Raw genomic sequence first — 21,101 nt, 5'->3', positions numbered from 1 at the left:
GCCCGTCATTCCGCCCCACCCCGCCCCGATCACGGCAGGGCGGGGCGGGGCCGAACACGGATCAGCCCGTCGGCAGGTCGCCGGGCTTGTCCACGACCGCGCGCTGCTGGACGGCGCTGTCGTAGAGGACGGTGCCCTTCGCCTCCTGGGGGCTGTCCGTGAGCCGGGTGTCCCGGGAGCCGAGGAACTCGTAGGTGTTCCGGTCGAAGATCCACTCCAGGCGGGCCCGGCCGTCGTCCCGCGCCACCGCGACGCCGTGCCGACCCAGGGCGTCGGCCTCGTCGTCCAGCATCGTGACGCCCGGGATCAGGGCGGCCGCGCGGTACAGGGCGGCGCTGGTCTCGGGGGCGATCAGCTGCTCCGAGATCAGCTCTCCGATGTCCCGGAAGGCGGCCTGGTCCCGATCGACGCCCTTGCCGTTGCCCTCGGCGTAGACCTTCGTCAGGAGTTCCTGCGGGTCGGTCGGCAGTGTCGTCAGGTAGCGGTAGGTGGGTCGGATGATGCTCGCCGGTCCCGGCGCCGGCGTGAGGCCGATCCGGCCCTGCGGGTTCTCCTCGCGGCCGAACGCGACCCGGTCCTCGATCAGCCCGTCGGTGCTGCCGTTCACCGACAGCCAGACGGCCCGGGGGTGCAGCGGCGCCGGCACCCGCTTGCCGGTCTTCGGATCGCTGGTGGTGCCGGTCCACTGGCTCTTCACGTAGACGTACTGGTCGTCCCGTACGGTCGCGGCGGGCCGGCTCGCCGAGACCTGGGCGATCCGGTCCAGCAGCTGGGCCGCGCTGACCGGATCCTGCGGCCCTGCCGACGGCGCTGCGGACCGTACGGCGGACGGGCCCGCCTGCACCGGCCCGCCCGTCGTACCGTCGCCCCCGCCGGCCGGCACCAGGGCCAGCGCCAGTCCGCCCGCCAGGGCGGGCAGTGCCACCCAGCCGAGCCGCCCCCGTCGGGCCCGTTCGGGCTTCGTCTCCCGGATCTCGCTCATCAGATGTCCCCTCAGCAGCCGGTGGCGGTCGGGGGAGAGCCCGGGCCGTGCCGGTGTCGGCAGCAGCCGGTCCAGCTCGGCACGCTCGTCCTCGTTCATCGGTTCGTCTCCCGTGTCGACCGGGCCGCGTCGGCGCGGCCACCCGGTACCTGTCCGGCCTTCGGGCGGAGTTCCCGCCCGTTTCGGAGCTCCTCCTCGGCCAGCGCGCGCAGCTTCGTGCGGGCGCGCGAGAGCCGCGAACGCACCGTGCCGATCGGCACCCCGAGTGCCTCGGCGGCGCTCGCGTAGTCCAGGCCCGCCCAGACGCACAGCCCGAACACCTCGCGCTCGGCCTTCCGCAGTCCGGCCAGCGCCCGCTGCGCGGCAGCGAGCTGCGCGCTGTCGTCGAGCCGCCCGACCAGCTCGTCGGCGAAGTCCGGCACCACCTCGCGTTCGGGCAGCCGCTCCATCGCCGCCCGGTGTCGCCGGGCCGCCCGGGCCCTGTTGCGCAGCACGTTGGCGGCTATGCCGAACAGCCAGGGCCGTACCGCTCCGCCGCCCTCGCGCAGTGTGCGCCGCAGCCGCCAGGCCTCCAGGAACGTCAGCTGGACGACGTCCTCCGCGACCGCCCAGTCCCCGGTCGCGCGCACCGCGTACCGGTAGAGATCACCCGCCGCGTCGTCGAACAACTCCCCGAACGCCCACTGGTCCCCGTCCCTCAATCGGCCCCGCTGTGACAGTTCCACACCCCCACCTGTCCGCACGCGGCTCAGGGTTCCCACCGGAGTACGGCGGAGGGCCCCGACGAACCGGGCGGTTCGTCGGGGCCCTCCGCGGCCGGTCAGCCGGTCAGACGCACTTCAGGTCGCGGTTCACCACGGCCATCCCGGCGACCTTGTCGCCGTCCATGGTGAACTCGTACTGCCAGCTCTGCTGACCCTCCACCGGGAACACGTACTTGCCGCTCTTGGCCAACTGGAGGCCCTTGGCGCCGTAGGCCTGCTGCAGGGCCTCCAGGGTGGCGCCGGCGCCGATGCCCTCGGCCGTCTTCGCCTCCGCCGGGGCGACCAGCTCGCGCAGGCCGGCCGCGGCGAAGGAGACCCGACCGGTGGCCAGGTACGCCTTCTCCTTGGTCTCCCGGGCGACCATCAGGTCGACGATGGCCTGCGTCGCGTCCGCCATCAGCTTGGCGGTGGCGGCCGAGTCCTTGGCCGCGGCGGCCGAGCCCGCGGCGGCGGCCGCCGCGTCCTTCGCGGAGGCGTTCGGCGGCAGGGTGCCCGCCGGGGCGGGCGTCTTGCCGGTGGCCGCGTCCGCCTTGGTGTTCAGGTCCTTGTAGCGGGCCTCGGTGGCCGCCTCGGCGGTCATCCGGGCCTGGTCCGGCGCCGGGCCGCCCTTGTAGACGAAGTCCGTGCAGCCGTCGAGCAGCGAGACCGGCGCGGCCTCCAGTGCGCCGGTGGCCAGGCCCGCGTCCTTGGCCATCCCCGGCTTCAGGCCGCGGTAGCCGGCTGCCGCGAAGGCCTCCGGCCCCTTGGTCGTGGGCGCCGCCGAGGGCGCGCCCGGCTGGGCCGTCGCCGCGGTGCCGGCCTTGGCCGTGTCCTTCTTGTCGTCGGACGAGCAGGCCGCCGCTCCGGCGACCAGCAGTGCCACCGAGATGCCCACGCCCATCGCGCGGACCGAGGCTCGGTTCTTCCCCATGTGCATGCCCCCCACTTGATCGTTCGAGGATCACCGTAGCGAAGGTCCGCTCACGATCCCCAATCGGTTTCCGCACGGAACGGGCACAACGGGGCGCGCGCAGCGGGAGTACGCACAGTCGGGGTACGCACAGCGGAAGGGGCCCGCGTCCGTGGACGCGGGCCCCTTCCGTGCGGCTGTCCGTCAGCGCATCGAGCCGGTGCGCAGCAGGGTGCGGATGACGCGCATCGCGACCGAGAGGCTGGACAGTTCGTAGTTGTCCGAACCCCTTATGTCGTCGAGGGTGCTCTTGGCGCGGTTGAGCAGGGTCCCGTTGAGCTCCGCCCAGGCGGTGTAGCGCTCCTCCGGGGTGGCGCCCTCGGGGCCGCAGACCAGGATGTCGGCGGTCAGCGCCGCGTGGGCCGCGAAGAGGTCCTCGCGGATCGCGGCGCGGGCCATCGACGACCAGCGGTCGGTGCGGGGCAGCTCGATGATGCGGTCGAGCAGGTGCGAGATCTGCAGCCGGTCGCCCAGGTCGTAGTAGAGCTCGGCGACGTCGGCGACGTCCTTGCCGGAGCGGTCCGCGACCTCGGTGATGTCCAGGGTCGGGAAGACCGAGGAGAGGCCGGCGATCCGGGTGGCCAGCTCCTCCGGCACCCCGGCCGAGGCGAGCTCGTTGTACACCTTCTCGAACCAGGTCAGGTCCTCGCCGCGCAACGGCTTGGGCAGCGAGCCCCAGACCTGGGCGACCCGGTCGTGGAAGAACTCGATGGTGCCGGCGATGTCGAGCGGCTGGCGGCGGTTGTTGAGCATCCACCGGGTGGCGCGCTCGACCAGGCGGCGCGAGTGCAGGCGCATCTTGGTCTGCACCCGGGCCGGGACCTGGTTGTCCAGGCCCTCGATCTCGCCCCAGATCGTCTCCAGGTCGAAGACGGCCCGCGCGGCGGTGTGCGTCCGGGCGATCTCCTCGTAGGTCGCGCCGGTCTCCTCCTTCAGGCGGAAGGCGAAGGTGCAGCCACCGCGGTTGATCGTGTCGTTGACGATCAGCGTGGTGATGATCTCGCGGCGCAGCGCGTGGTTGTCGATCGCGTCGGCGAACCGGGCCCGCAGGGCGCTGGGGAAGTACTCGTGCAGCGCGGTGCGGAAGTACGGGTCGTCGGGCAGGTCGGTGGCGAGCAGCTCGTCGGCCAGGATGATCTTGGTGTAGGCGAGCAGCACGGACATCTCGGGCTGGGAGAGCCCGCGGCCGTTCTGCTGGCGGTCACGGATCTGGCGCTCGGTGGGCAGGAACTCCAGGCCCCGGTCGAGGCGGCCGGCCGCCTCGAAGCGGTTGATCATCCGGGCGTGGACGTTGACCATGCTGTGCGCCTGGGCGACGGCGTTGGCCAGCACCACGTTCTGCGCGTAGTTGTTGCGCAGCACCAGGCGGCCGACCTCGTCGGTCATCTCGGCCAGCAGGGCGTTGCGCTGCTTGACCGTCATGTCGCCCTCGGCGACGACCTGGTTGAGCAGGATCTTGATGTTGACCTCGTGGTCCGAGGTGTCCACACCGGCCGAGTTGTCGATCGCGTCGGTGTTGATCCAGCCGCCGATGCCCTCCGGGCCGCCGGTGGCCGCGTACTCGATGCGGCCGAGCTGGGTGCAGCCGAGGTTGCCGCCCTCGCCGATGACCCGGGCCCGGACCTGCTCGCCGTTGACCCGGATGGAGTCGTTGGACTTGTCGCCGACCTCGGCGTTGGTCTCGGTGGAGGCCTTGACGTAGGTGCCGATGCCGCCGTTCCAGAACAGGTCGACCGGCGCCTGCAGGATCGCCTTCATCAGCTCGGCGGGGGTGAGGCGGCTCTCCTGGATGCCGAGGGCGGTCCGGATCTGCGGGGTCAGCTGGATCGACTTCGCCGATCGGGGGTGCACCCCGCCGCCGGCCGAGATCAGCGACTTGTCGTAGTCGTCCCAGGAGCTGCGCGGCAGGTCGAAGAGGCGGCGGCGCTCGGCGTACGAGACGGCCGCGTCCGGGTTCGGGTCGAGGAAGATGTGGCGGTGGTCGAAGGCGGCGATGAGGCGGATGTGCTCGCTGAGCAGCATGCCGTTGCCGAAGACGTCGCCGGACATGTCGCCGATGCCGACGACGGTGAAGTCCTCGGTCTGGGTGTCGTGGCCCAGCTCGCGGAAGTTGCGCTTGACCGACTCCCAGGCGCCGCGGGCGGTGATGCCCATGCCCTTGTGGTCGTAGCCGGCCGAGCCGCCGGAGGCGAACGCGTCGCCCAGCCAGAAGCCGTACGACTCCGCGACGCCGTTGGCGATGTCGGAGAAGGTCGCGGTGCCCTTGTCGGCGGCGACGACCAGGTAGGTGTCGTCCTCGTCGTGGCGGACCACGTCGGCCGGGTGCACGACCTCGCCGCCGACCAGGTTGTCGGTGATGTCGAGCAGCGCCGAGATGAAGGTCTTGTACGAGGAGATGCCCTCGGCCAGCCAGGCGTCGCGGTCCACCGACGGGTCGGGCAGCTGCTTGGCGACGAAGCCGCCCTTGGCGCCGACCGGCACGATGACGGTGTTCTTGACCATCTGCGCCTTGACCAGGCCGAGGATCTCGGTGCGGAAGTCCTCACGCCGGTCGGACCAGCGCAGACCGCCGCGGGCGACCTTGCCGAAGCGCAGGTGCACGCCCTCGACCTGCGGCGAGTAGACCCAGATCTCGAACGCCGGGCGCGGGGCCGGCAGGTCCGGGACGGCCTTCGGGTCGAACTTCATCGACACGTAGGAGTGCCACTCGCCGTTGCCGGCGCGCTGGAAGAAGTTGGTCCGCAGGGTGGCCTTGATGAGGTTCAGGAAGGAGCGCAGGATGCGGTCCTCGTCCAGCGAGGCGACCTCGTCGAGGGCGCCGGACAGCTCCTCCAGGATGCCCTCGGTCAGCTCCAGGGCGCCCGAGCGGTGGCTCGGGCTCAGCCGGGCCTCGAACAGGTTGACCAGCAGGCGGGTGGTGTGGGTGTTGTTGCGGAGCGCGTCCTCCATGTAGTCCTGGGAGAACGTGGAGTTCGCCTGGCGCAGGTACTTGGCGTACGCGCGGAGCATCATCGCCTGGCGCCAGGTCAGCCCGGCGGTCAGCACCAGCTCGTTGAAGCCGTCGTTCTCGGCCTTGCCGGTCCAGGTGGCGGCGAAGGTGTCCTGGAAGCGCTCGCGGGCCTCGTCGGTGAGCTCGGTGGCCTCGCGCAGCTTCAGGCCGAAGTCGTAGACCCACGCGGTGGTGCCGTCGGAGCGGCGCAGCGCGTACGGGTGCTCGTCGAGCACCTCGACGCCCAGGCGCTGGAGCACCGGCAGGACCTCGGTGAGCGAGATCGGGCCGCCGACCCGGTAGATCTTGAAGCGGCGCTCGTCGTCGCCGGCACCGACCGGCTGGTACAGGTTCAGGCGGAAGCCGCCCTCGCCGTGCAGCGCCTCGATCTGCTTGATGTCGGCGACGGCGGTGCGCGGCGGGAAGTCGGCGCGGTAGCCGTCGGGGAAGGCGTTGGCGTACTTGTGGCCGAGCTCGGCGGCCTTCTCCTCGCCCAGCTCGAGGTGCAGCTGGTCGTGGAAGCCGTCCATCCAGAACCGGGCGGCCTCGGCGAGGCGGTTCTCGATCCGCTCGATGTCGGTGTCGGTGAGCCGCGGCAGCTCGGTGCCCGGGGCGACCCGGACCACGAAGTGCAGGCGGGTCAGCACCGACTCGGTGGCGTACACCGTGTAGTCGATGGTGGCGCCGTTCAGCTCTTCCTTGAGGATGTCGGTGAGCAGCAGCCGGATCCGCGTGGTGTAGCGGTCGCGCGGCAGGTAGATGAACGCGGAGAAGTAGCGCCCGTACTCGTCCTGGCGCAGGAAGAGCCGCAGCTTACGGCGTTCCTGCAGGTAGAGCACGCTGGTGGCGATGGAGAGCAGTTCGGAGGCCGGGGTCTGGAAGATCTCGTCCCGGGGGAAGGTCTCCATGATCTGCAGCAGGTCGCGGCCGTCGTGGCTCTCGCTGGAGAAGCCGGACTCGTCCAGCACCGCCTGGACCTTGCGGCGCACGACCGGGATGCGGGTGACCGACTCGGTGTAGGCGGCGGAGGAGAACAGGCCGAGGAAGCGGCGCTCGCCGATCGGCTCGCCGGCGGCGTTGAACTTCTTCACGCCGACGTAGTCCAGGTAGGCCGGGCGGTGCACGGTGGCGCGGCTGTTGGCCTTGGTCAGGACGAGCAGCTTCTTCTCGTGGGCCTTGGCGCGTACCGGTGCGGAGAGCCGGCCGAAGGCCTCGCTGACCGCGTGGTGGCGGTCGTCGTGGCTGTGCGGGTCGGAGCGCAGGATGCCGAGGCCGGTCCCGGCGACGGCCTTGAGGACCTCCTCGCCCTCGTGCTCGACCAGGTCGTACTCGCGGTAGCCGAGGAAGGTGAAGTGGTCGTCACCGAGCCAGCGCATCAGCTCCCAGGCCTCGCCGACCTCCTGGTCGGGCAGGCCGGCCGGGGGCTGCTCGGCCAGCTCGTCGGCCAGGCGCAGCGCGCTCTCGCGCATCTTGCCCCAGTCCTCGACGACCTCGCGGACGTCGCCGAGCACGCGGCGCAGGTTGCCCTCGATGGCGCGCAGGTCGTCGCGGTCGGTCTCGCGGTCGATCTCGATGTGCATCCACGACTCGACGGTCGCGTCGGCGGGCCACTCGGTGCCGGCGGCCTGGCTGCGGGAGCAGGCGTCGACGTCCAGGATCTCCAGCAGCTTGCCGGTGATGTCACGGCGGACGAGCAGCTGGGGGTGGATCACCAGGTGGATCGCGCGGTCCTGGCGGGAGAGCTCGTTGGTGACGGAGTCGACCAGGAAGGGCATGTCGTCGGTGACGACCTCGACGACGGTGTGGCCGCAGGACCAGCCGTTCTCCTCGACCGAGGGGGTGTGGACCCGCACCTCGGCGGTGCCCTGCGGGCGCTTGAGGCCCAGGCGGTAGTGGGAGGCGGCCGCGCCGTAGACGTCGACCGGGTCGAGGTCGACCAGGTCCTCGGGCGCGGTGTGCAGGTAGTAGTGGTGCAGGTACGCGGTCAGAGCACCGTTGCTCAGACCCTCCCCCGGCGCCGCTCCCCCCACCTGGCTGTTCTCAGCGGCTGCGGCTGCCTTCTTGAGCAGTTCGGCCTTGGCTGCGTCCAGCTTGGTCTGCATGACTTCTTGGCTCCTGTCGCGCGCCGTTGCGTGACTCGGTGGTGTGTGGATGTACACCGACGGGTCTTTCGCAATCCTGCCGCACCGTCCGACTGAAAGGGGCTCATGGCACGCATGAAACGTCCTTGCAGCGGGTAGGACGGTTCGTTCGTCCTGCGAAGCCACCCGACGACGCCAGCCAGCCTAACCGGATCAATCGAAGGTGGACAGGGACAGGTAGGCGCAAACCTGCAGGATGTCGGGTCCGTCCTGGACAGCATGTCCAAACCGGAGGCTCATATTCACTCTGAGCCCATGTGCGGGTAACGGTGGTGGATCGGCGGGACGAAGGTCTCCTTGATCGACCGCGCCGAGGTCCAGCGCAGGAGGTTCTGCGCGGCTCCGGCCTTGTCGTTCGTGCCGGAGGCCCGGCCGCCGCCGAAGGGCTGCTGGCCGACGACGGCGCCGGTGGGCTTGTCGTTGATGTAGAAGTTCCCGGCGGTGAAGCGCAGCTCCTCGACGGCCTGGGCGATGGCGTAACGATCCTGCGCGATCACCGCGCCGGTCAGGCCGTACGGGGCGCCGCGGTCGACCCGACCGAGCACGTCGTCCCAGCGGGAGTCCTCGTAGACGTGGACGGCGAGGATCGGGCCGAAGTACTCGGTGCGGAAGATCTCGCCCCGGTGGTCGGAGGAGACCAGCACGGTGGGCCGGACGAACCAGCCGATCGCGTCGTCGTACTGGCCCCCGGCCGCCAGCTCGATCGTCGGGTCGGCCTTGGCCCGCTCGATGGCGTCCCGGTTCTTCTCGAAGGCGCGCCGGTCGATCAGGGCGCCCATGAAGTTGGACAGGTCGGTCACGTCGCCCACCGGGAGCGCGTCCACCTCGGCCAGGAAGTCGTCCTTGATCTTCTGCCAGAGGCTGCGCGGCAGGTAGGCGCGGGAGAGCGCCGAGCACTTCTGGCCCTGGTACTCGAAGGCGCCGCGGATCAGCGCTGTCCGCAGGATCTCCGGGTCGGCCGAGCGGTGGGCCAGCAGGAAGTCCTTGCCGCCGGTCTCGCCGACGATCCTCGGGTACGTGCGGTAGCCGCCGATGTTGGCGCCGATGGTCTGCCACAGGGACTGGAAGGTGGCGGTGGAGCCGGTGAAGTGCAGCCCGGCCAGCGCCGGGTCGGCCAGCGCGACCGGGGAGACCTGCAGGCCGTCGCCGGTCACCAGGTTGACCACCCCGGGCGGCAGGCCGGCCGCCTCCAGCAGCCGCATCAGGTGGTGGGCGGCCAGGGTCTGGGTCGGCGCGGGCTTCCAGACCACGGTGTTGCCCATCAGCGCGGGCGCGGTGGGCAGGTTGCCGGCGATCGCGGTGAAGTTGAACGGGGTGACCGCGTAGACGAAACCTTCCAGCGGGCGGTGGTCGGTGCGGTTCCACACGCCGGGCGAGGAGACCGGCTGGTCGGCCAGGATCCGCCGGGCGAAGTGGACGTTGAACCGCCAGAAGTCGATCAGCTCGCAGGCGGAGTCGATCTCGGCCTGCTGCGCCGTCTTGGACTGGCCGAGCATGGTGGCCGCGTTGAGCGTCTCCCGCCAGGGCCCGGAGAGCAGGTCGGCGGCGCGCAGGAAGACCGCCGCACGGTCGTCGAAGGAGAGCGAGCGCCACTGCCGCCCGGCCGCCAGCGCCGCGTCCACCGCCGCCCGGGCGTCCTCCCGGGTGGCGTTGCCGAGCACGCCCAGCTTGGCCGCGTGGTGGTGCGGCTGGACGACCTCGATCCGCTCACCGCCGCCGAAGCGCTGCTCGCCGCCGATGGTCATCGGCAGCGGGACCTGCTCGGCCGCCAGCTCGTCCAGCCGCCGGACCAGCCGGTCCCGCTCCGGGCTGCCGGGCGCGTACGCGTGCACCGGCTCGTTGACCGGGGTCGGCACCTCGGTGACTGCGTCGATGGGCATGGCGGCTCCGTCCTGCTGACTGCTCGGCTGTCAGTCCAGCCTGACCAGCGACGGCCCGATCCGCCCGCTCAGACACGCGGACGGCGGACGTGGCACCCGCCACTGCGGCCCGCCCGGGCGTGCTCAGCCGGTGATCCGGCCCGCCAGCTCGACCGCCTCGGCCAGGGTGTCCACCACCGGGACGCCGACCGGCTCCAGCTTCTCCCGGGTGTGCGAGCCACCGGTGTACAGCACCGCCCGCGCGCCCACGCTCAGCGCCGCCAGGGCGTCGTCCGCGGCGTCGCCGATGAGGACCGTACGGGCCGGGTCCACCTGCTCGCCGAGCGCGGTCAGGTGCCGGACCAGGTGCTCCGCCTTCTGCCCGCCGGCCGGGCCGCTGCGGCCGTCCACCCGCAGGAAGTGCCCGGTCAGGCCGAAGGTGTCGACCAGCGGCACCAGCTTGTCGTGCACGTACAGCGACAGCAGCGACTGGCTGTGCCCCGCCGCCTGCCAGCCGGTCACCAGCTCGCGGGCGCCCTCGGTCAGCCCGCAGGACGAGCTCAGCTCGCGGTAGCGGTCGTGGAAGGCGTCGTCGAGCTTCAGCCACTCCTCCGGGGAGGGCTCCCGGCCGAGCAGCCGCTGGTAGAAGCGCGGGATCGGGATCTCGTACTGCTCGCGGTACTCCTGCAGGCTCATCGGCCCGACGCCGATGGTGGCGAAAGCGGCGTTGCTCGCCCCGAGCACCGCCTCCATGTCATGGAAGAGGGTGCCGTTCCAGTCCCAAACGATGTGAGTGCGCACGGGGGACAACGGTAACGCCGGGCACCGACACACCGGTAGGACGGAGCTCACCCGAGCAGCGAGGGGATCTCCTGGGTCGCGAACCAGAGCAGGTCGTGGTCCTCGGCGCCGTCCACGGTGAACTGGGCGTCCTGGTCGCCCGCATCGGCCGCGGCCACCGCCGCCACCGCCGCCGCGACGTCCGTGACCACCTCGTCGTCGGGCACGTCCGCGTGCACCGCGGCCGCCTTGGCCAGCCGCACCGGTCCGGCCAGCACCACCCGGCCGAGCGAGGCCTGGTCCTGGTACTCGTCGCCGGGGAACGGCCACACCGACGCGTCCGCCACGTCCAGCGCCACCACGACCCGGCGGCGCGGGGCCTCCGGGTCGGCGGCCAGCAGCCGCAGCGAGGACTGGGCGGCCCGGTTCAGCGCCGCGTACTCCAGCTCCTCGATGTCGTCACTGACGTACCACTCGCGCAGCGCGGGCGTCACGGCGTACGCCGCGGACTGCTCCAGGGCGCCGCCCTCGTGCGCCGCCGCCAGGCCGGTCAGGGTGGTGGGCACGTACACGCGCATCGGTGGCACTCTCCGGTTCGGTCCAGCGGGCTTCGTCCAGCGGAACGGATTCCCCAGCGCCCCAAGAATAAGCTCCGCCGGGCTCCCGTGATCACCGACGGTGCGGGGTCCGGCCGATCACCGCGCGGCCCGCAGCGCCTCCAGGCTGCTGAGCAGGGCGCTCTCCAGGACCGCACCGCGGCGGGCCGGGTCCATCATGTTCGGGCCCATCACCGCGAGGTCCGCCAGGGTCGGCGCGAGCAGCCGCACCCGGACGCCCTCGGCCCGCAGCAGCGCGGCCTCGCGCAGCAGTTGCCGGGTCACGGCACGGCGGTAGCGGCTGACCAGCTGGGCCAGCACACCCCGCGGGCGGTCCCGGGCACGCCACTCGCGCAGCGCGGCCAGGGTGTCGCGCCCGCGCCCGACCGGCCCGGACCCGTCGGATCCCCCGAGCCGCTCGGGGCGCTCGGGGCGCGGGTCCAGCCGCAGGGCCATCGGGGCCACCACGTACACCTCGTCCAGGCCGCGGCCGAGCATCAGATCGGCGTTGGTGGCCGACCAGCAGCCGCCGTCCACGTACGCCGAACCGTCCAGGCGCACCGGCGCGAACCAGCCGGGGATCGCGCAGGAGGCCATCACGGCGTCGGCGACCGCGACCGCCGGGGCGTCCGGATCACCGAAGACCACCCGGCGGCCGCTGCGGTAGTCCACGGCGGCCACCCGCAGCGGCGAGCTCACCACCACGGCACCCGCGTCGGCGTCCGCGTCCGGGGTGCCCGAGTCCCGTTCCGGGGTACCCGCGCCCGCGCCCGCGCCGGCGCCGGCGTCCGCGTCCGGGGCGTCCGCGTCCGGGGCCGGCCAGCCACCGGGGCCGAGCAGCCCGCGCACCAGCTCGCCGACCGGCGCCAGCGAGCCGCGGCCGTGCGGCGCCATCGCCGAGACCATGGTCAGCAGCGGGTAGTCGCGCGGGTGCCGGACGGCGTCGCGCAGCAGGCCCGGCGAGCCGATGCCGACCCGGGGGCGGGGCGGCAGCGCGCCGCCGACCGCGGTGTCGTAGTCGAAGGCGACCCCGGCCAGCGGGCCGTCCGTGATCGGCAGGCCGCGCTGGTGGTCGCGCAGCTGCTCGGGGCGGACACCTCCGGACAGCATCGCGGCGAGGATCGCGCCCGCCGAGGTGCCGAGCAGGATGTCGGCGTCGCCCGGCTGCCGCCCGGTGGCCTCCTCGACTGCGCACAGCGCGCCGACCGTCCAGGCCGCGCCGAGCATCCCGCCGCCGCCCAGCACCAGGCCGCGCCGGGGTGGGCCCCCGGCGCGCGGGGTGGTGCCCGCGACCGCCGGGGCCGGCACCGCTGCTGCTACCCGTGTCGTCATACCGGCCGCCCGTCGTCGTGGGGGCGGCTGCCCGCTCCCCGCGGTTCCCGGTCAGGCTCCGATGGTGCGCGCCGGGCCGGTACGGCGCAATGCGGCAGCCGGGCGCCGGCCACCCGGTCCGCCCAGCCGGAGCGTCCCCTTTCGGACCCTACGGCCCGCCCCCGCACGTCAACCGGGCGCCGTACGACCGCTGCGCCGGCCCTTCGCCGCGCTGGCCTCTTCACCCGGATAGGTGAACTCGAGACCCGGCTCCGAGCGCCCGGAAAAGGCGTTGCCGCCCCGCGTGTGGCGCCGCCAGCCTGGACCCGTCCGTACCCGCACCACCCCGTCGAGGAGCCACCGTGACCGCCCACCACACCCACCACCACGCCCACCTGTCCGCCCGCCCGCACCGCCGCCCGCACACCGTCGGCGGCGGCTGCGACCCGGCCGGGCGCCGGCCCCGGCACCCCCGCACCGCCTGCGCCGGCGACCCCGGTCACGACCCCCGCGCACTGGCCTCCCGGTTCGCCCACCAGCTGGTCGAGGTGCTCACCGGCGTGCGGCCCTCCGGCCAGCTGATGCGGCACACCAGCCTGGACGGCTACGGGCAGCTCGCCTCGCTGGTCCGGACGGGCGCGCTGCGCCGCGGCGGGGCCGCCGACCGGCCCCGGCTCGGCCCGGTGCACGACCGCTCGCCCTCGCCCGACGCGGTCGAGGCCTGTGTCCGGGTCGACCTCGGCCGACGGCACCACATGGTCGCCTTCCGGCTGGAGCAGCGCGGCCCGGCCGGGCAGTGGCAGTGCACCGCCGTGGAGGCCCGATGACGGCGGTGCACTGCCACGCGGCGGTCCGGGGAACGGCGCAGGGCGCCGCCCCCGTCCGGGAGCGGCGCCCTGCGCGGCGTCCTGCGTGTCGGTCCACGGCCCGAGCGGGCCGTACGGGCGGCTCAGCCCTTGCGGCGGCGGCCCTTGGCCGACTTGGCGGCCTTGCGGCGCTCGGCGCGGGTCATCCCGTCGCCCTCGTCCTCCGGCGCGAGGTCCTCGAAGTCGCCCTCGATGACACCGCCGCCGACCTCGTCCGAGGGGGCCGTGTAGTGCAGCCGCTGCGGCTTCGGGGCCTCCAGGCCCTTGGCCTTGATCTCCGGGCGGGCGGCGTCCTTCTCCAGCTTGTCGAGCACCACCTGGGCGTCCTCGACCGGGACCTCCTCGACCTGCTGCTCGACCTGGACCTCCAGGTTGAACAGGTAGCCGACGGACTCCTCCTTGATGCCCTCCATCATCGCGGTGAACATGTCGAAGCCCTCGCGCTGGTACTCGATCAGCGGGTCACGCTGCGCCATGGCCCGCAGGCCGATGCCCTCCTGGAGGTAGTCCATCTCGTAGAGGTGCTCGCGCCAGCGGCGGTCCAGCACCGACAGCACGACCCGGCGCTCCAGCTCGCGCATGATCTCCTCGCCGAGCTGGTCCTCGCGGGCGCCGTACTGCGCCTGGATGTCCTCCTGGATGACCTTGACCAGGAACTCGGGGGTCAGGCCGGCCGAGCCGCCGGCCTCCTCCTCCAGGTCCTCCAGGTCCAGGGCCATCGGGTAGAGCTGCTTGAGCGCGGTCCAGAGCTTCTCCAGGTCCCAGTCGTCCTCGAAGCCCTCGCCGGTGGCCGCCTTGACGTAGGCCTCGACGGTGTCGTCCATGAAGTGGCCGACCTGCTCCTGCAGGTCCTCGCCCTCCAGCACGCGGCGGCGCTCGCCGTAGATGACCTCGCGCTGGCGGTTGAGCACCTCGTCGTACTTGAGGACGTTCTTGCGGATCTCGAAGTTCTGCTGCTCGACCTGGGTCTGCGCGGAGGCGATCGCGCGGGTGACCATCTTGGACTCGATCGGCACGTCCTCGGGCACGTTGGCCATCGAGAGCACGCGCTCGACCATGCCGGCCTTGAACAGGCGCATCAGGTCGTCGCCCAGCGACAGGTAGAACCGGGACTCGCCCGGGTCGCCCTGACGGCCGGAGCGGCCGCGCAGCTGGTTGTCGATCCGGCGGGACTCGTGCCGCTCGGTGCCGAGGACGTAGAGGCCGCCGGCCTCCTTGACCTCGTCCTGCTCGGCCTTGACGGAGGCCTTGGCCTTCTCCAGCGCGGCGGGGAAGGCGGCCTCGTACTCCTCCGGGGTCTCGGTCGGAGTGAGCCCGCGCTGCGCCAGCTCGGCCGCCGCGAGGTGGTCGGAGTTGCCGCCGAGCATGATGTCGGTGCCACGACCGGCCATGTTGGTGGCGACGGTGACGGCGCCCTTGCGGCCGGCCTGCGCGACGATCTGCGCCTCGCGCTCGTGGTGCTTGGCGTTCAGCACCTCGTGCGGGATGCCGCGCTTGCGCAGTTCCTGCGACAGGTACTCGGACTTCTCGACCGACACGGTGCCGACCAGCACCGGCTGGCCCTTCTCGTGCTTCTCGGCGATGTCCTCGACCACGGCGGCGAACTTGGCCGGCTCCGACTTGTAGATCAGGTCGGGCTGGTCGATGCGCAGCGGCGTCTTGTTGGTCGGGATCGGCACCACGCCGAGCTTGTAGATCTGGTGGAACTCGGCGGCCTCGGTCGTGCCGGTACCGGTCATGCCCGCGAGCTTGTCGTACAGGCGGAAGAAGTTCTGCAGGGTGATGGTGGCCAGCGTCTGGTTCTCGTTCTGGACCTCCACCCCCTCCTTGGCCTCGATCGCCTGGTGCATGCCCTCGTTGTAGCGACGGCCGGCCAGGATGCGGCCGGTGTGCTCGTCGACGATCATGACTTCGCCGTTCATGACGACGTAGTCCTTGTCCGCCTTGTAGAGCTCCTTCGCCTTGATGGCGTTGTTCAGGAAGCCGACCAGCGGGGTGTTCACCGACTCGTAGAGGTTGTCGATGCCGAGGTAGTCCTCGACCCGGCTGACGCCCTCCTCCAGGATGCCGACGGTGCGCTTCTTCTCGTCGACCTCGTAGTCGCGGTCGATCTTCAGGCGCTGCACCAGCTTGGCGAAGTCGGCGTACCACTTGGTCGCCTGGTCGGCCGGGCCGGAGATGATCAGCGGGGTGCGGGCCTCGTCGATGAGGATCGAGTCGACCTCGTCGACGATCGCGAAGTTGTGGCCGCGCTGGACGAGTTCGTCCTTCGACCAGGCCATGTTGTCGCGCAGGTAGTCGAAGCCGAACTCGTTGTTCGTGCCGTACGTGATGTCCATCGCGTACTGCTGCTTGCGCTCCGCGGGCGTCATGTTGCCCAGGATCACGCCGACTTCGAGGCCGAGGAAGCGGTGCACCCGGCCCATCCACTCCGAGTCACGCTCGGCGAGGTAGTCGTTGACGGTGATCAGGTGGACGCCCTCGCCGGTCAGCGCGTTCAGGTACGCGGGCAGGGTGCCGACGAGGGTCTTGCCCTCACCGGTGCGCATCTCGGCGACGTACCCGTGGTGCAGGGCCGCGCCGCCCATGATCTGGACGTCGTAGTGCCGCTGGCCGAGCACGCGCTTGGCCGCCTCACGGACGGTGGCGAACGCCTCGGGGAGGATGTCGTCCAGGCTCTCGCCGTCCACGAGCCGCTGCTTGTACTCGTCGGTCAGTGCGCGCAGCTCGGCGTCGGTGAGGTTGACGAAGTCCTCTTCGATGGAGTTGACCTGGGCAGCAATCCGCTGCAGCTTGCGAAGGATCTTGCCCTCGCCTGCGCGCAGGATCTTGTCGAAGACGGACACTTGAGCGGGCTCCTTGCCTGTATTGGCACTGGACGACTGCACGGGGGGTCCACCCCACCGCACGGGCCATCGTATGCGAGGAGTCCAATGCCCCGGGAGGTGCGTCAGCACGGTATTCCCGTGTCACCCGCGCGAGCACATGGCCCGATAGCACCGTTCACCGGGACAAAACGGTCGGCGGGTCGAGGAGTTGGCCGCATAATCGGATGCCCGCCTTCCTTATTCGGAGAAATAATCCGTTCATGGAAGAACCCCGCACCGAACCGGTCACCCTCGTCACCGAGCGCCTCGTGCTGCGCGCCCCGCGGGAATCGGACATCGACGCCGTCTTCGCCGCCTGCCAGGACGCCGAGATCCAGCGCTGGACAGTGGTCCCCTCGCCGTACCGGCGCGAGGACGCGGAGTTCTTCGTACGCGATCTCGCCCCCAGCGGCTGGCACACCGGCGCGAACCGGATCTGGTGCGTGTTCGAGCGCGAGTCCGGCGCCCTGGTCGGCTCCCAGGGGCTCGTTCTGCGCCAGAACGACCCGGGCTGCGCCGAGATCGGCTGGTGGGCCGCGAAGGAGTTCCGCGGCCGCGGCTACACGGTCGAGGCCGCCCGCGCGGTCTCCCGCTTCGGCCTGCGCGAGCTCGGCCTGCGCCGCCTGGAATGGCAGGCCTACGTCGGCAACGACGGCTCCCGCGCGGTCGCCGAGCGGGTCGGCTACCGCTTCGAGGGCACGCTGCGCTCGTACGCCGAGCAGCGCGGCGTCTTCCACGACGCCTGGGTCGCCTCGCTGCTGGCCGCCGACCTGGACTGAACCCCTTCCGGCCCCGGGCCCCGGGCCCCGGGCACCGGGGCCGCGGCCGGCGTCCGTGCCTGGGGCCGGTGTCCGCGCCCGGGACCGGTGTCAGTGCCCCGGACTACGCTCGCCGGCATGACCGCCGCAGCCGCGCACAGCAACCCCGTCACCGTCCTGAGCGCCGACGACGCCCGCCGGATCGTCCTGCGAGCCCAGGGGCTGCTGGGCGCGCCCGACCGCCGGGCCGGGGTGCGCGGGGTGTTGCGGCACCTGGGCGCCGTCCAGCTGGACACCATCTCGGTGCTCGCCCGCTCGCACGAGCTGGTGCCGTACGCCCGCCTCGGTGCGGTCGGCCGCCCGGCCGTCGAGGCGGCGTACTGGGGCGGCGGCACGAGCTTCGAGTACTGGTCGCACGCGGCCTGTGTCCTGCCGGTCGAGGAGTGGCCGCTGTTCGCCTTCCGGCGGCGCCGCTACCGCGACCGCGGGCACCTCTGGGGCCACCAGGTCACCCCCGAGACCTACCGGCTGGTGCTCGACAAGCTGCGCGCCGAGGGCCCGTTGACCTCCACGGAGTTGGGCGGCGCCAAGAAGACCGCCGAGTGGTGGGACTGGTCCGACACCAAGATCGCGGTCGAGCGGGCACTGGCCTTCGGCGACGTGGTCTGCACCGAGCGCCGGAGCTGGAAGCGCGTCTACGCGCTGGCCGAACAGGCCATCCCGGAGGCGCTGTTCGGGCAGGAGCGGTCGGACGAGGACTGCGTGCGCACCCTGGTCGCCCAGGCCGGCGCCGCGCTCGGCGTGGCCACCCGGGCCGACCTGCTGGACTACCACCGGCTGCGCGCCGAGGAGTTGGACCCGGTGCTCGCCGACTGCGGGCTCGTCCCGGTCGAGGTGGCCGGCTGGGGCCCGGACGGCGCCCCGGCCCCGGCCTGGGCCGACCCGGCCGCCCTGGCCACCACCCCGCGCGGACGCCACCGCACCACGCTGCTCTCGCCGTTCGACTCGCTGGTCTGGGACCGCGCGCGCACCGAACGGATCTTCGGCATGTCGCACCGGCTGGAGGCCTACACCCCCAAGCACAAGCGGGTGCACGGCTACTTCGCGATGCCGCTGCTGGCCGGCGGCCGGCTGGTCGGCCGGGTCGACCCGGCCCGCGAGGGCCGCACCCTGGTCGCCCGGCAGGTCTCGCTGCACGGCGATCGAGGACGTGACGGCCGGCACCTCGAGCCGCTGGCGACGGCCCTGCGCGAGGCGGCCGCCTGGGTCGGCTGCGACACCGTACGGGTCGAAGCGCTGCACGACGAGCGGCTGCGCCCGCCCCTGGAGAAGCTGCTGGCGGACGGCTAGGCCCGACCCTCCCGGTCCGACCCGGGGAAGCGGCCGGGACGGGCGAGTCCGGACGGGCGAGTCCGGCCCGGCCCGCCCTGTTCCCTCACCCTATTTCGAGGATCTTCTCCCGCATCGCGTACACCACGGCCTCCATCCTGGAGTGCAGTTGGAGCTTCTCCAGGATGTTGCGCACGTGGTTCTTCACGGTGTTCTCGCTGATGAACAGCTCCTTGGCGATCTCCCGGTTGTTCATCCCGGTCGCCACCAGCTTGAGCACCTCCAACTCCCGGTCGGTGAGCCGGGGTGCGGGCACCAGGTCCCGGTCGTCGGAGCGGCGCTGGATCATCGACTTGAACTCGGTGAGCAGCTTGGATGCCATCGACGGGCTGATCTGCGACTGCCCGTCGGCGACCGCGCGGATCGCGGTGGCGACCTCGTCGGTGGAGATCTCCTTGAGCAGGTAGCCGGTGGCCCCCGCCTTGATCGCCTCGTAGAGGTCGGCTTCCTCGTCGCTTATCGTCAACATGATGATCTTGGTGCTGGGTGCCACGTCCTTGATCGCCGTACAGGCCTCGATCCCGCTGCGGCGCGGCATCCGGACGTCCATCAGGATGATGTCGGGCAGCAGGTCGGCGGCCTTCAGTACGGCCTCGGCGCCGTCCCCCGCCTCGCCGACGACCTTGATGTCCGGCTCCTCCGCGAGGACGATCTCCAGCCCCCGCCGGAACAGCGCGTGGTCGTCCACCACCAGCACACGGATCGGCTCACCCCGGTGCGGCGCGTACGCAGGCTCCTCCCCCGGCCCCGACGGCAGCCCGGGCCCAGCCGCGGGCCCCAGCCCGAAGTGATCCCCCATCCGCTCCTCCCCCTTCGCAAGTCGTCCTGCGCCAATCATTCCACGCCCGGCAGCCGCCATGGTCACCCTCCGGCGCCGACGAGTTCGCATCGGGTGACCCCTCCGCCCGGGACCCGACCGGGTTCGAACCACCCGGCCCCGAAACGCCGGTGACCCCGGCGGCCGCGGCCACCGGGGTCACCCCTCCATCACTGCTCGGACGGTCAGTCCTCGTCGTCGGTCCCGCCGATCGCGCCGCCCGCGCCACTGCCCGGCCCGGCCTGCAGGTCCGTCTGCAGGTGGATGACACCGTAGTTGTAGCCGTGCCGGCGGTAGACGACGCTGGGCAGGCCGCTGTCCTTCTCCACGAAGAGGTAGAAGTCGTGGCCGACCAGCTCCATCTCGTAGAGCGCCTGGTCGAGCGCCATCGGGGCGGCCGGGTGCGTCTTCTCCCGGACCACCAGCGGGCCTTCGCCCTCCACTTCCAGGGATCCCATCATGGTCTTGCGGACGGCGCCGTTCGTCCCGGCCACCTGCGCCGGCTCCGGCAGCGCGGCCAGGGCCGCGGTCGCCTCGGCGACGCTGATGGGGGTGCGGCCGTTCGCGCCGCCCTTGTGCACCCGGCGCCGGTCTGCGGACTTGCGCAGCTGCGCGTCGAGCTTCGCCGAAGCCAGGTCGAGCGCCGCGTACGGGTCGCCGGCGGCGGCCTCGGCCCGGATGACGGGGCCGCGGCTGCGGAGGGTGATCTCCACCCGATCGGAGCGGTCGGCCTGCCGCGGGTTGTGCTCCTTGGACACCTCGACGTCGAGGCTGATCGCCTTGGCGTCGAACTTCTGGACCTTCTCCAGCTTCTCGGCCACGTGCTCGCGGAACCTCTTGGGCACCTCGGTCTTGCGGCCCTTGACGACGATGTCCACGCAGAACTCCGATCCCTCGTGCTGACGCCGATCCGGGTGCTACCGGATCGGGCTGAGACCCAGCTGGACCAGCCCGTCCACTGCCGGCCCCCCGCGCCCCGCCACCGGCGGGAAACGACTGGCCCTCACCTCACTTCCTCCCCACCAGGGACGGTTGAAACCCCCTGGAGCCTTATCGAACACCTCACGCGGGGTTTTCGCCTCCCCGGGCGGGAAGGCGGGTATGACCCGATACTGCGAGCGGGCTGTCAAGCTGCTGCACCCTGTCTACCCCCCCACGAGTGAAGTAAGGGTAAATACCTGGACAACACCCCCCATACGGCGGATCCTTTGCTCACTCCCCGTGCCTGTCGCCTGCCTGTCGCCGTCAGGAGCAGCCGTGCCGCCGCGTCCCTCCCCCACCCGTCCGCCGTCCGCCCGCGGACCGTTCGGCCACGCACTGGCCGGGCTGCTGGACGTCCTGCTCCCCGCGAACTGCGCCGGCTGCGGCACCGAGCGCACGCAGCTCTGCCCGGCCTGCCGACACGTCCTGGCCACCGCGCTGCCCGGCCCCACCCTGCTGCCCTGGGCGCACGCCGCCGCCCCGTACACCGACCCGGTCCGGCAGTTGCTGCTCGCGCACAAGGAACGCGGCGCGCTGCGACTGGTCGGCCCGCTCGGCGAGGCCCTCGGCCGGGCGGTGCGCTCCGCCCTGGGGGCGCGGGCCGGTGGCGCGCCGCTGCTGCTGGTGCCGATGCCCTCGACCCGTGCGGCCGTCCGCGCCCGCGGCCACGACCCGACGCTGCGGCTGGCCGGGGCCGCCGCCCGCTCGCTGCGCCGGGCCGGCCTGGACGCCCGGGCCGCGCCGCTGCTGCGGCACGCCCGTCCGGTCGCCGACCAGACCGGGCTGAACGCGGTGGAGCGGCGCCGCAACCTGCACGGCGCGCTCACCGTGCTGCCCCGCGCCCGAACGGGCCTGGGGAGCCTGGCGGGCCGTCACCCCGTCCTGGTGGACGACCTGGTGACCACCGGGGCCAGCCTCGCCGAGGCCGCCCGGGCGCTGGCCGACGCCGGCCTGCCGGCCCGGGCCGCCGCCACGGTCGCGGCCACGGTCGCGGCCGCCTCGGTGCACCCGACGGGCTGACCACGGGCGCAGCCGACTCCGCTGCCGCCCCG

General features: G+C 72.3%; 15 protein-coding genes. 4 read left to right on the top strand and 11 right to left on the bottom strand.

The window, feature by feature from the left end:
- Window positions 1-61: 61 nt before the first annotated feature.
- From ACZ52J_RS19735 to ACZ52J_RS19700, 8 genes are all read right to left on the bottom strand, one after another.
- Complete coding sequence (locus ACZ52J_RS19735) at window positions 62-1,081, bottom strand: CU044_5270 family protein (RefSeq protein WP_465620332.1); 1,020 nt, start codon at window positions 1,079-1,081, stop codon at window positions 62-64.
- Window positions 1,078-1,707, bottom strand: coding sequence for an RNA polymerase sigma factor (locus tag ACZ52J_RS19730; protein ID WP_465620330.1), 630 nt, complete (start codon window positions 1,705-1,707; stop codon window positions 1,078-1,080). The genes ACZ52J_RS19735 and ACZ52J_RS19730 overlap by 4 nt, the downstream gene beginning before the upstream one ends.
- A 103-nt stretch (window positions 1,708-1,810) precedes the next feature.
- A complete protein-coding gene (locus tag ACZ52J_RS19725; RefSeq protein WP_465620328.1) occupies window positions 1,811-2,656 on the bottom strand; it encodes a hypothetical protein in 846 nt (281 codons plus the stop codon).
- Between the two features lie 183 nt (window positions 2,657-2,839).
- Window positions 2,840-7,786 carry an NAD-glutamate dehydrogenase gene (locus tag ACZ52J_RS19720; RefSeq protein ID WP_465620326.1) on the bottom strand — a complete coding sequence of 1,649 codons (4,947 nt, stop codon included), beginning with the start codon at window positions 7,784-7,786 and terminating at the stop codon, window positions 2,840-2,842.
- 281 nt (window positions 7,787-8,067) lie between these two features.
- Window positions 8,068-9,699: an L-glutamate gamma-semialdehyde dehydrogenase gene (pruA, locus tag ACZ52J_RS19715; protein ID WP_360497230.1), complete on the bottom strand. Its 1,632-nt coding sequence runs from the start codon at window positions 9,697-9,699 to the stop codon at window positions 8,068-8,070.
- A 129-nt stretch (window positions 9,700-9,828) separates the two neighbouring features.
- Window positions 9,829-10,485, bottom strand: a complete 657-nt coding sequence (locus ACZ52J_RS19710) for an HAD family hydrolase (protein WP_465620324.1) — start codon at window positions 10,483-10,485, stop codon at window positions 9,829-9,831.
- 47 nt (window positions 10,486-10,532) lie between these two features.
- On the bottom strand, window positions 10,533-11,042 hold the full coding sequence (locus ACZ52J_RS19705; RefSeq protein WP_360496735.1) for a DUF6912 family protein: 510 nt from the start codon (window positions 11,040-11,042) through the stop codon (window positions 10,533-10,535).
- Between the two features lie 117 nt (window positions 11,043-11,159).
- Entirely contained in the window at window positions 11,160-12,392 is a 1,233-nt protein-coding gene (locus ACZ52J_RS19700; RefSeq protein WP_465620321.1) for a patatin-like phospholipase family protein, read from the bottom strand.
- Window positions 12,393-12,733: 341 nt separating this feature from the next.
- On the opposite strand from ACZ52J_RS19700, the gene ACZ52J_RS19695 reads away from it, so the two are divergent.
- The gene (locus ACZ52J_RS19695) at window positions 12,734-13,198 is read left to right on the top strand and encodes an Rv3235 family protein (protein WP_360496729.1); all 465 of its coding nucleotides are present in this window, start codon (window positions 12,734-12,736) and stop codon (window positions 13,196-13,198) included.
- Window positions 13,199-13,320: 122 nt separating this feature from the next.
- Here the strand turns inward: ACZ52J_RS19695 and secA are convergent, their stop codons facing one another.
- Window positions 13,321-16,083: a preprotein translocase subunit SecA gene (secA, locus tag ACZ52J_RS19690; RefSeq protein ID WP_465620319.1), complete on the bottom strand. Its 2,763-nt coding sequence runs from the start codon at window positions 16,081-16,083 to the stop codon at window positions 13,321-13,323.
- Window positions 16,084-16,325: 242 nt separating this feature from the next.
- On the opposite strand from secA, the gene ACZ52J_RS19685 reads away from it, so the two are divergent.
- Entirely contained in the window at window positions 16,326-16,883 is a 558-nt protein-coding gene (locus ACZ52J_RS19685; protein ID WP_360496723.1) for a GNAT family N-acetyltransferase, read from the top strand.
- Window positions 16,884-17,000: 117 nt separating this feature from the next.
- Entirely contained in the window at window positions 17,001-18,212 is a 1,212-nt protein-coding gene (locus ACZ52J_RS19680; protein WP_465620318.1) for a winged helix-turn-helix domain-containing protein, read from the top strand.
- Between the two features lie 85 nt (window positions 18,213-18,297).
- On the opposite strand, the gene ACZ52J_RS19675 is transcribed toward ACZ52J_RS19680, so the two are convergent.
- Together ACZ52J_RS19675 and hpf are read right to left on the bottom strand one after the other, a co-directional pair.
- Complete coding sequence (locus tag ACZ52J_RS19675) at window positions 18,298-19,050, bottom strand: response regulator transcription factor (protein WP_360496717.1); 753 nt, start codon at window positions 19,048-19,050, stop codon at window positions 18,298-18,300.
- A gap of 203 nt (window positions 19,051-19,253) precedes the next feature.
- Window positions 19,254-19,946, bottom strand: coding sequence for a ribosome hibernation-promoting factor, HPF/YfiA family (gene hpf / locus ACZ52J_RS19670; RefSeq protein ID WP_465620316.1), 693 nt, complete (start codon window positions 19,944-19,946; stop codon window positions 19,254-19,256).
- A gap of 379 nt (window positions 19,947-20,325) precedes the next feature.
- On the opposite strand from hpf, the gene ACZ52J_RS19665 reads away from it, so the two are divergent.
- A complete protein-coding gene (locus tag ACZ52J_RS19665) occupies window positions 20,326-21,069 on the top strand; it encodes a ComF family protein (RefSeq protein WP_465620314.1) in 744 nt (247 codons plus the stop codon).
- Window positions 21,070-21,101 lie beyond the last annotated feature (32 nt).

It is taken from the genome of Kitasatospora sp. NPDC034035 (assembly GCF_055575755.1).
Note: the sequence above shows the minus strand (reverse complement) of the source record. Positions and strands in the feature narration are given on the sequence as shown.

What these genes read in the sequence shown, in the direction of transcription:
- ACZ52J_RS19735 (WP_465620332.1), bottom strand. Translation starts at nt 1,081, where the DNA reads ATGAACGAGGACGAGCGTGCCGAGCTGGACCGGCTGCTGCCGACACCG.
- ACZ52J_RS19725 (WP_465620328.1), bottom strand. Translation starts at nt 2,656, where the DNA reads ATGGGGAAGAACCGAGCCTCGGTCCGCGCGATGGGCGTGGGCATCTCG.
- ACZ52J_RS19720 (WP_465620326.1), bottom strand. Translation starts at nt 7,786, where the DNA reads ATGCAGACCAAGCTGGACGCAGCCAAGGCCGAACTGCTCAAGAAGGCA.
- ACZ52J_RS19705 (WP_360496735.1), bottom strand. Translation starts at nt 11,042, where the DNA reads ATGCGCGTGTACGTGCCCACCACCCTGACCGGCCTGGCGGCGGCGCAC.
- ACZ52J_RS19700 (WP_465620321.1), bottom strand. Translation starts at nt 12,392, where the DNA reads ATGACGACACGGGTAGCAGCAGCGGTGCCGGCCCCGGCGGTCGCGGGC.
- ACZ52J_RS19685 (WP_360496723.1), top strand. Translation starts at nt 16,326, where the DNA reads ATGGAAGAACCCCGCACCGAACCGGTCACCCTCGTCACCGAGCGCCTC.
- ACZ52J_RS19680 (WP_465620318.1), top strand. Translation starts at nt 17,001, where the DNA reads ATGACCGCCGCAGCCGCGCACAGCAACCCCGTCACCGTCCTGAGCGCC.
- ACZ52J_RS19675 (WP_360496717.1), bottom strand. Translation starts at nt 19,050, where the DNA reads ATGGGGGATCACTTCGGGCTGGGGCCCGCGGCTGGGCCCGGGCTGCCG.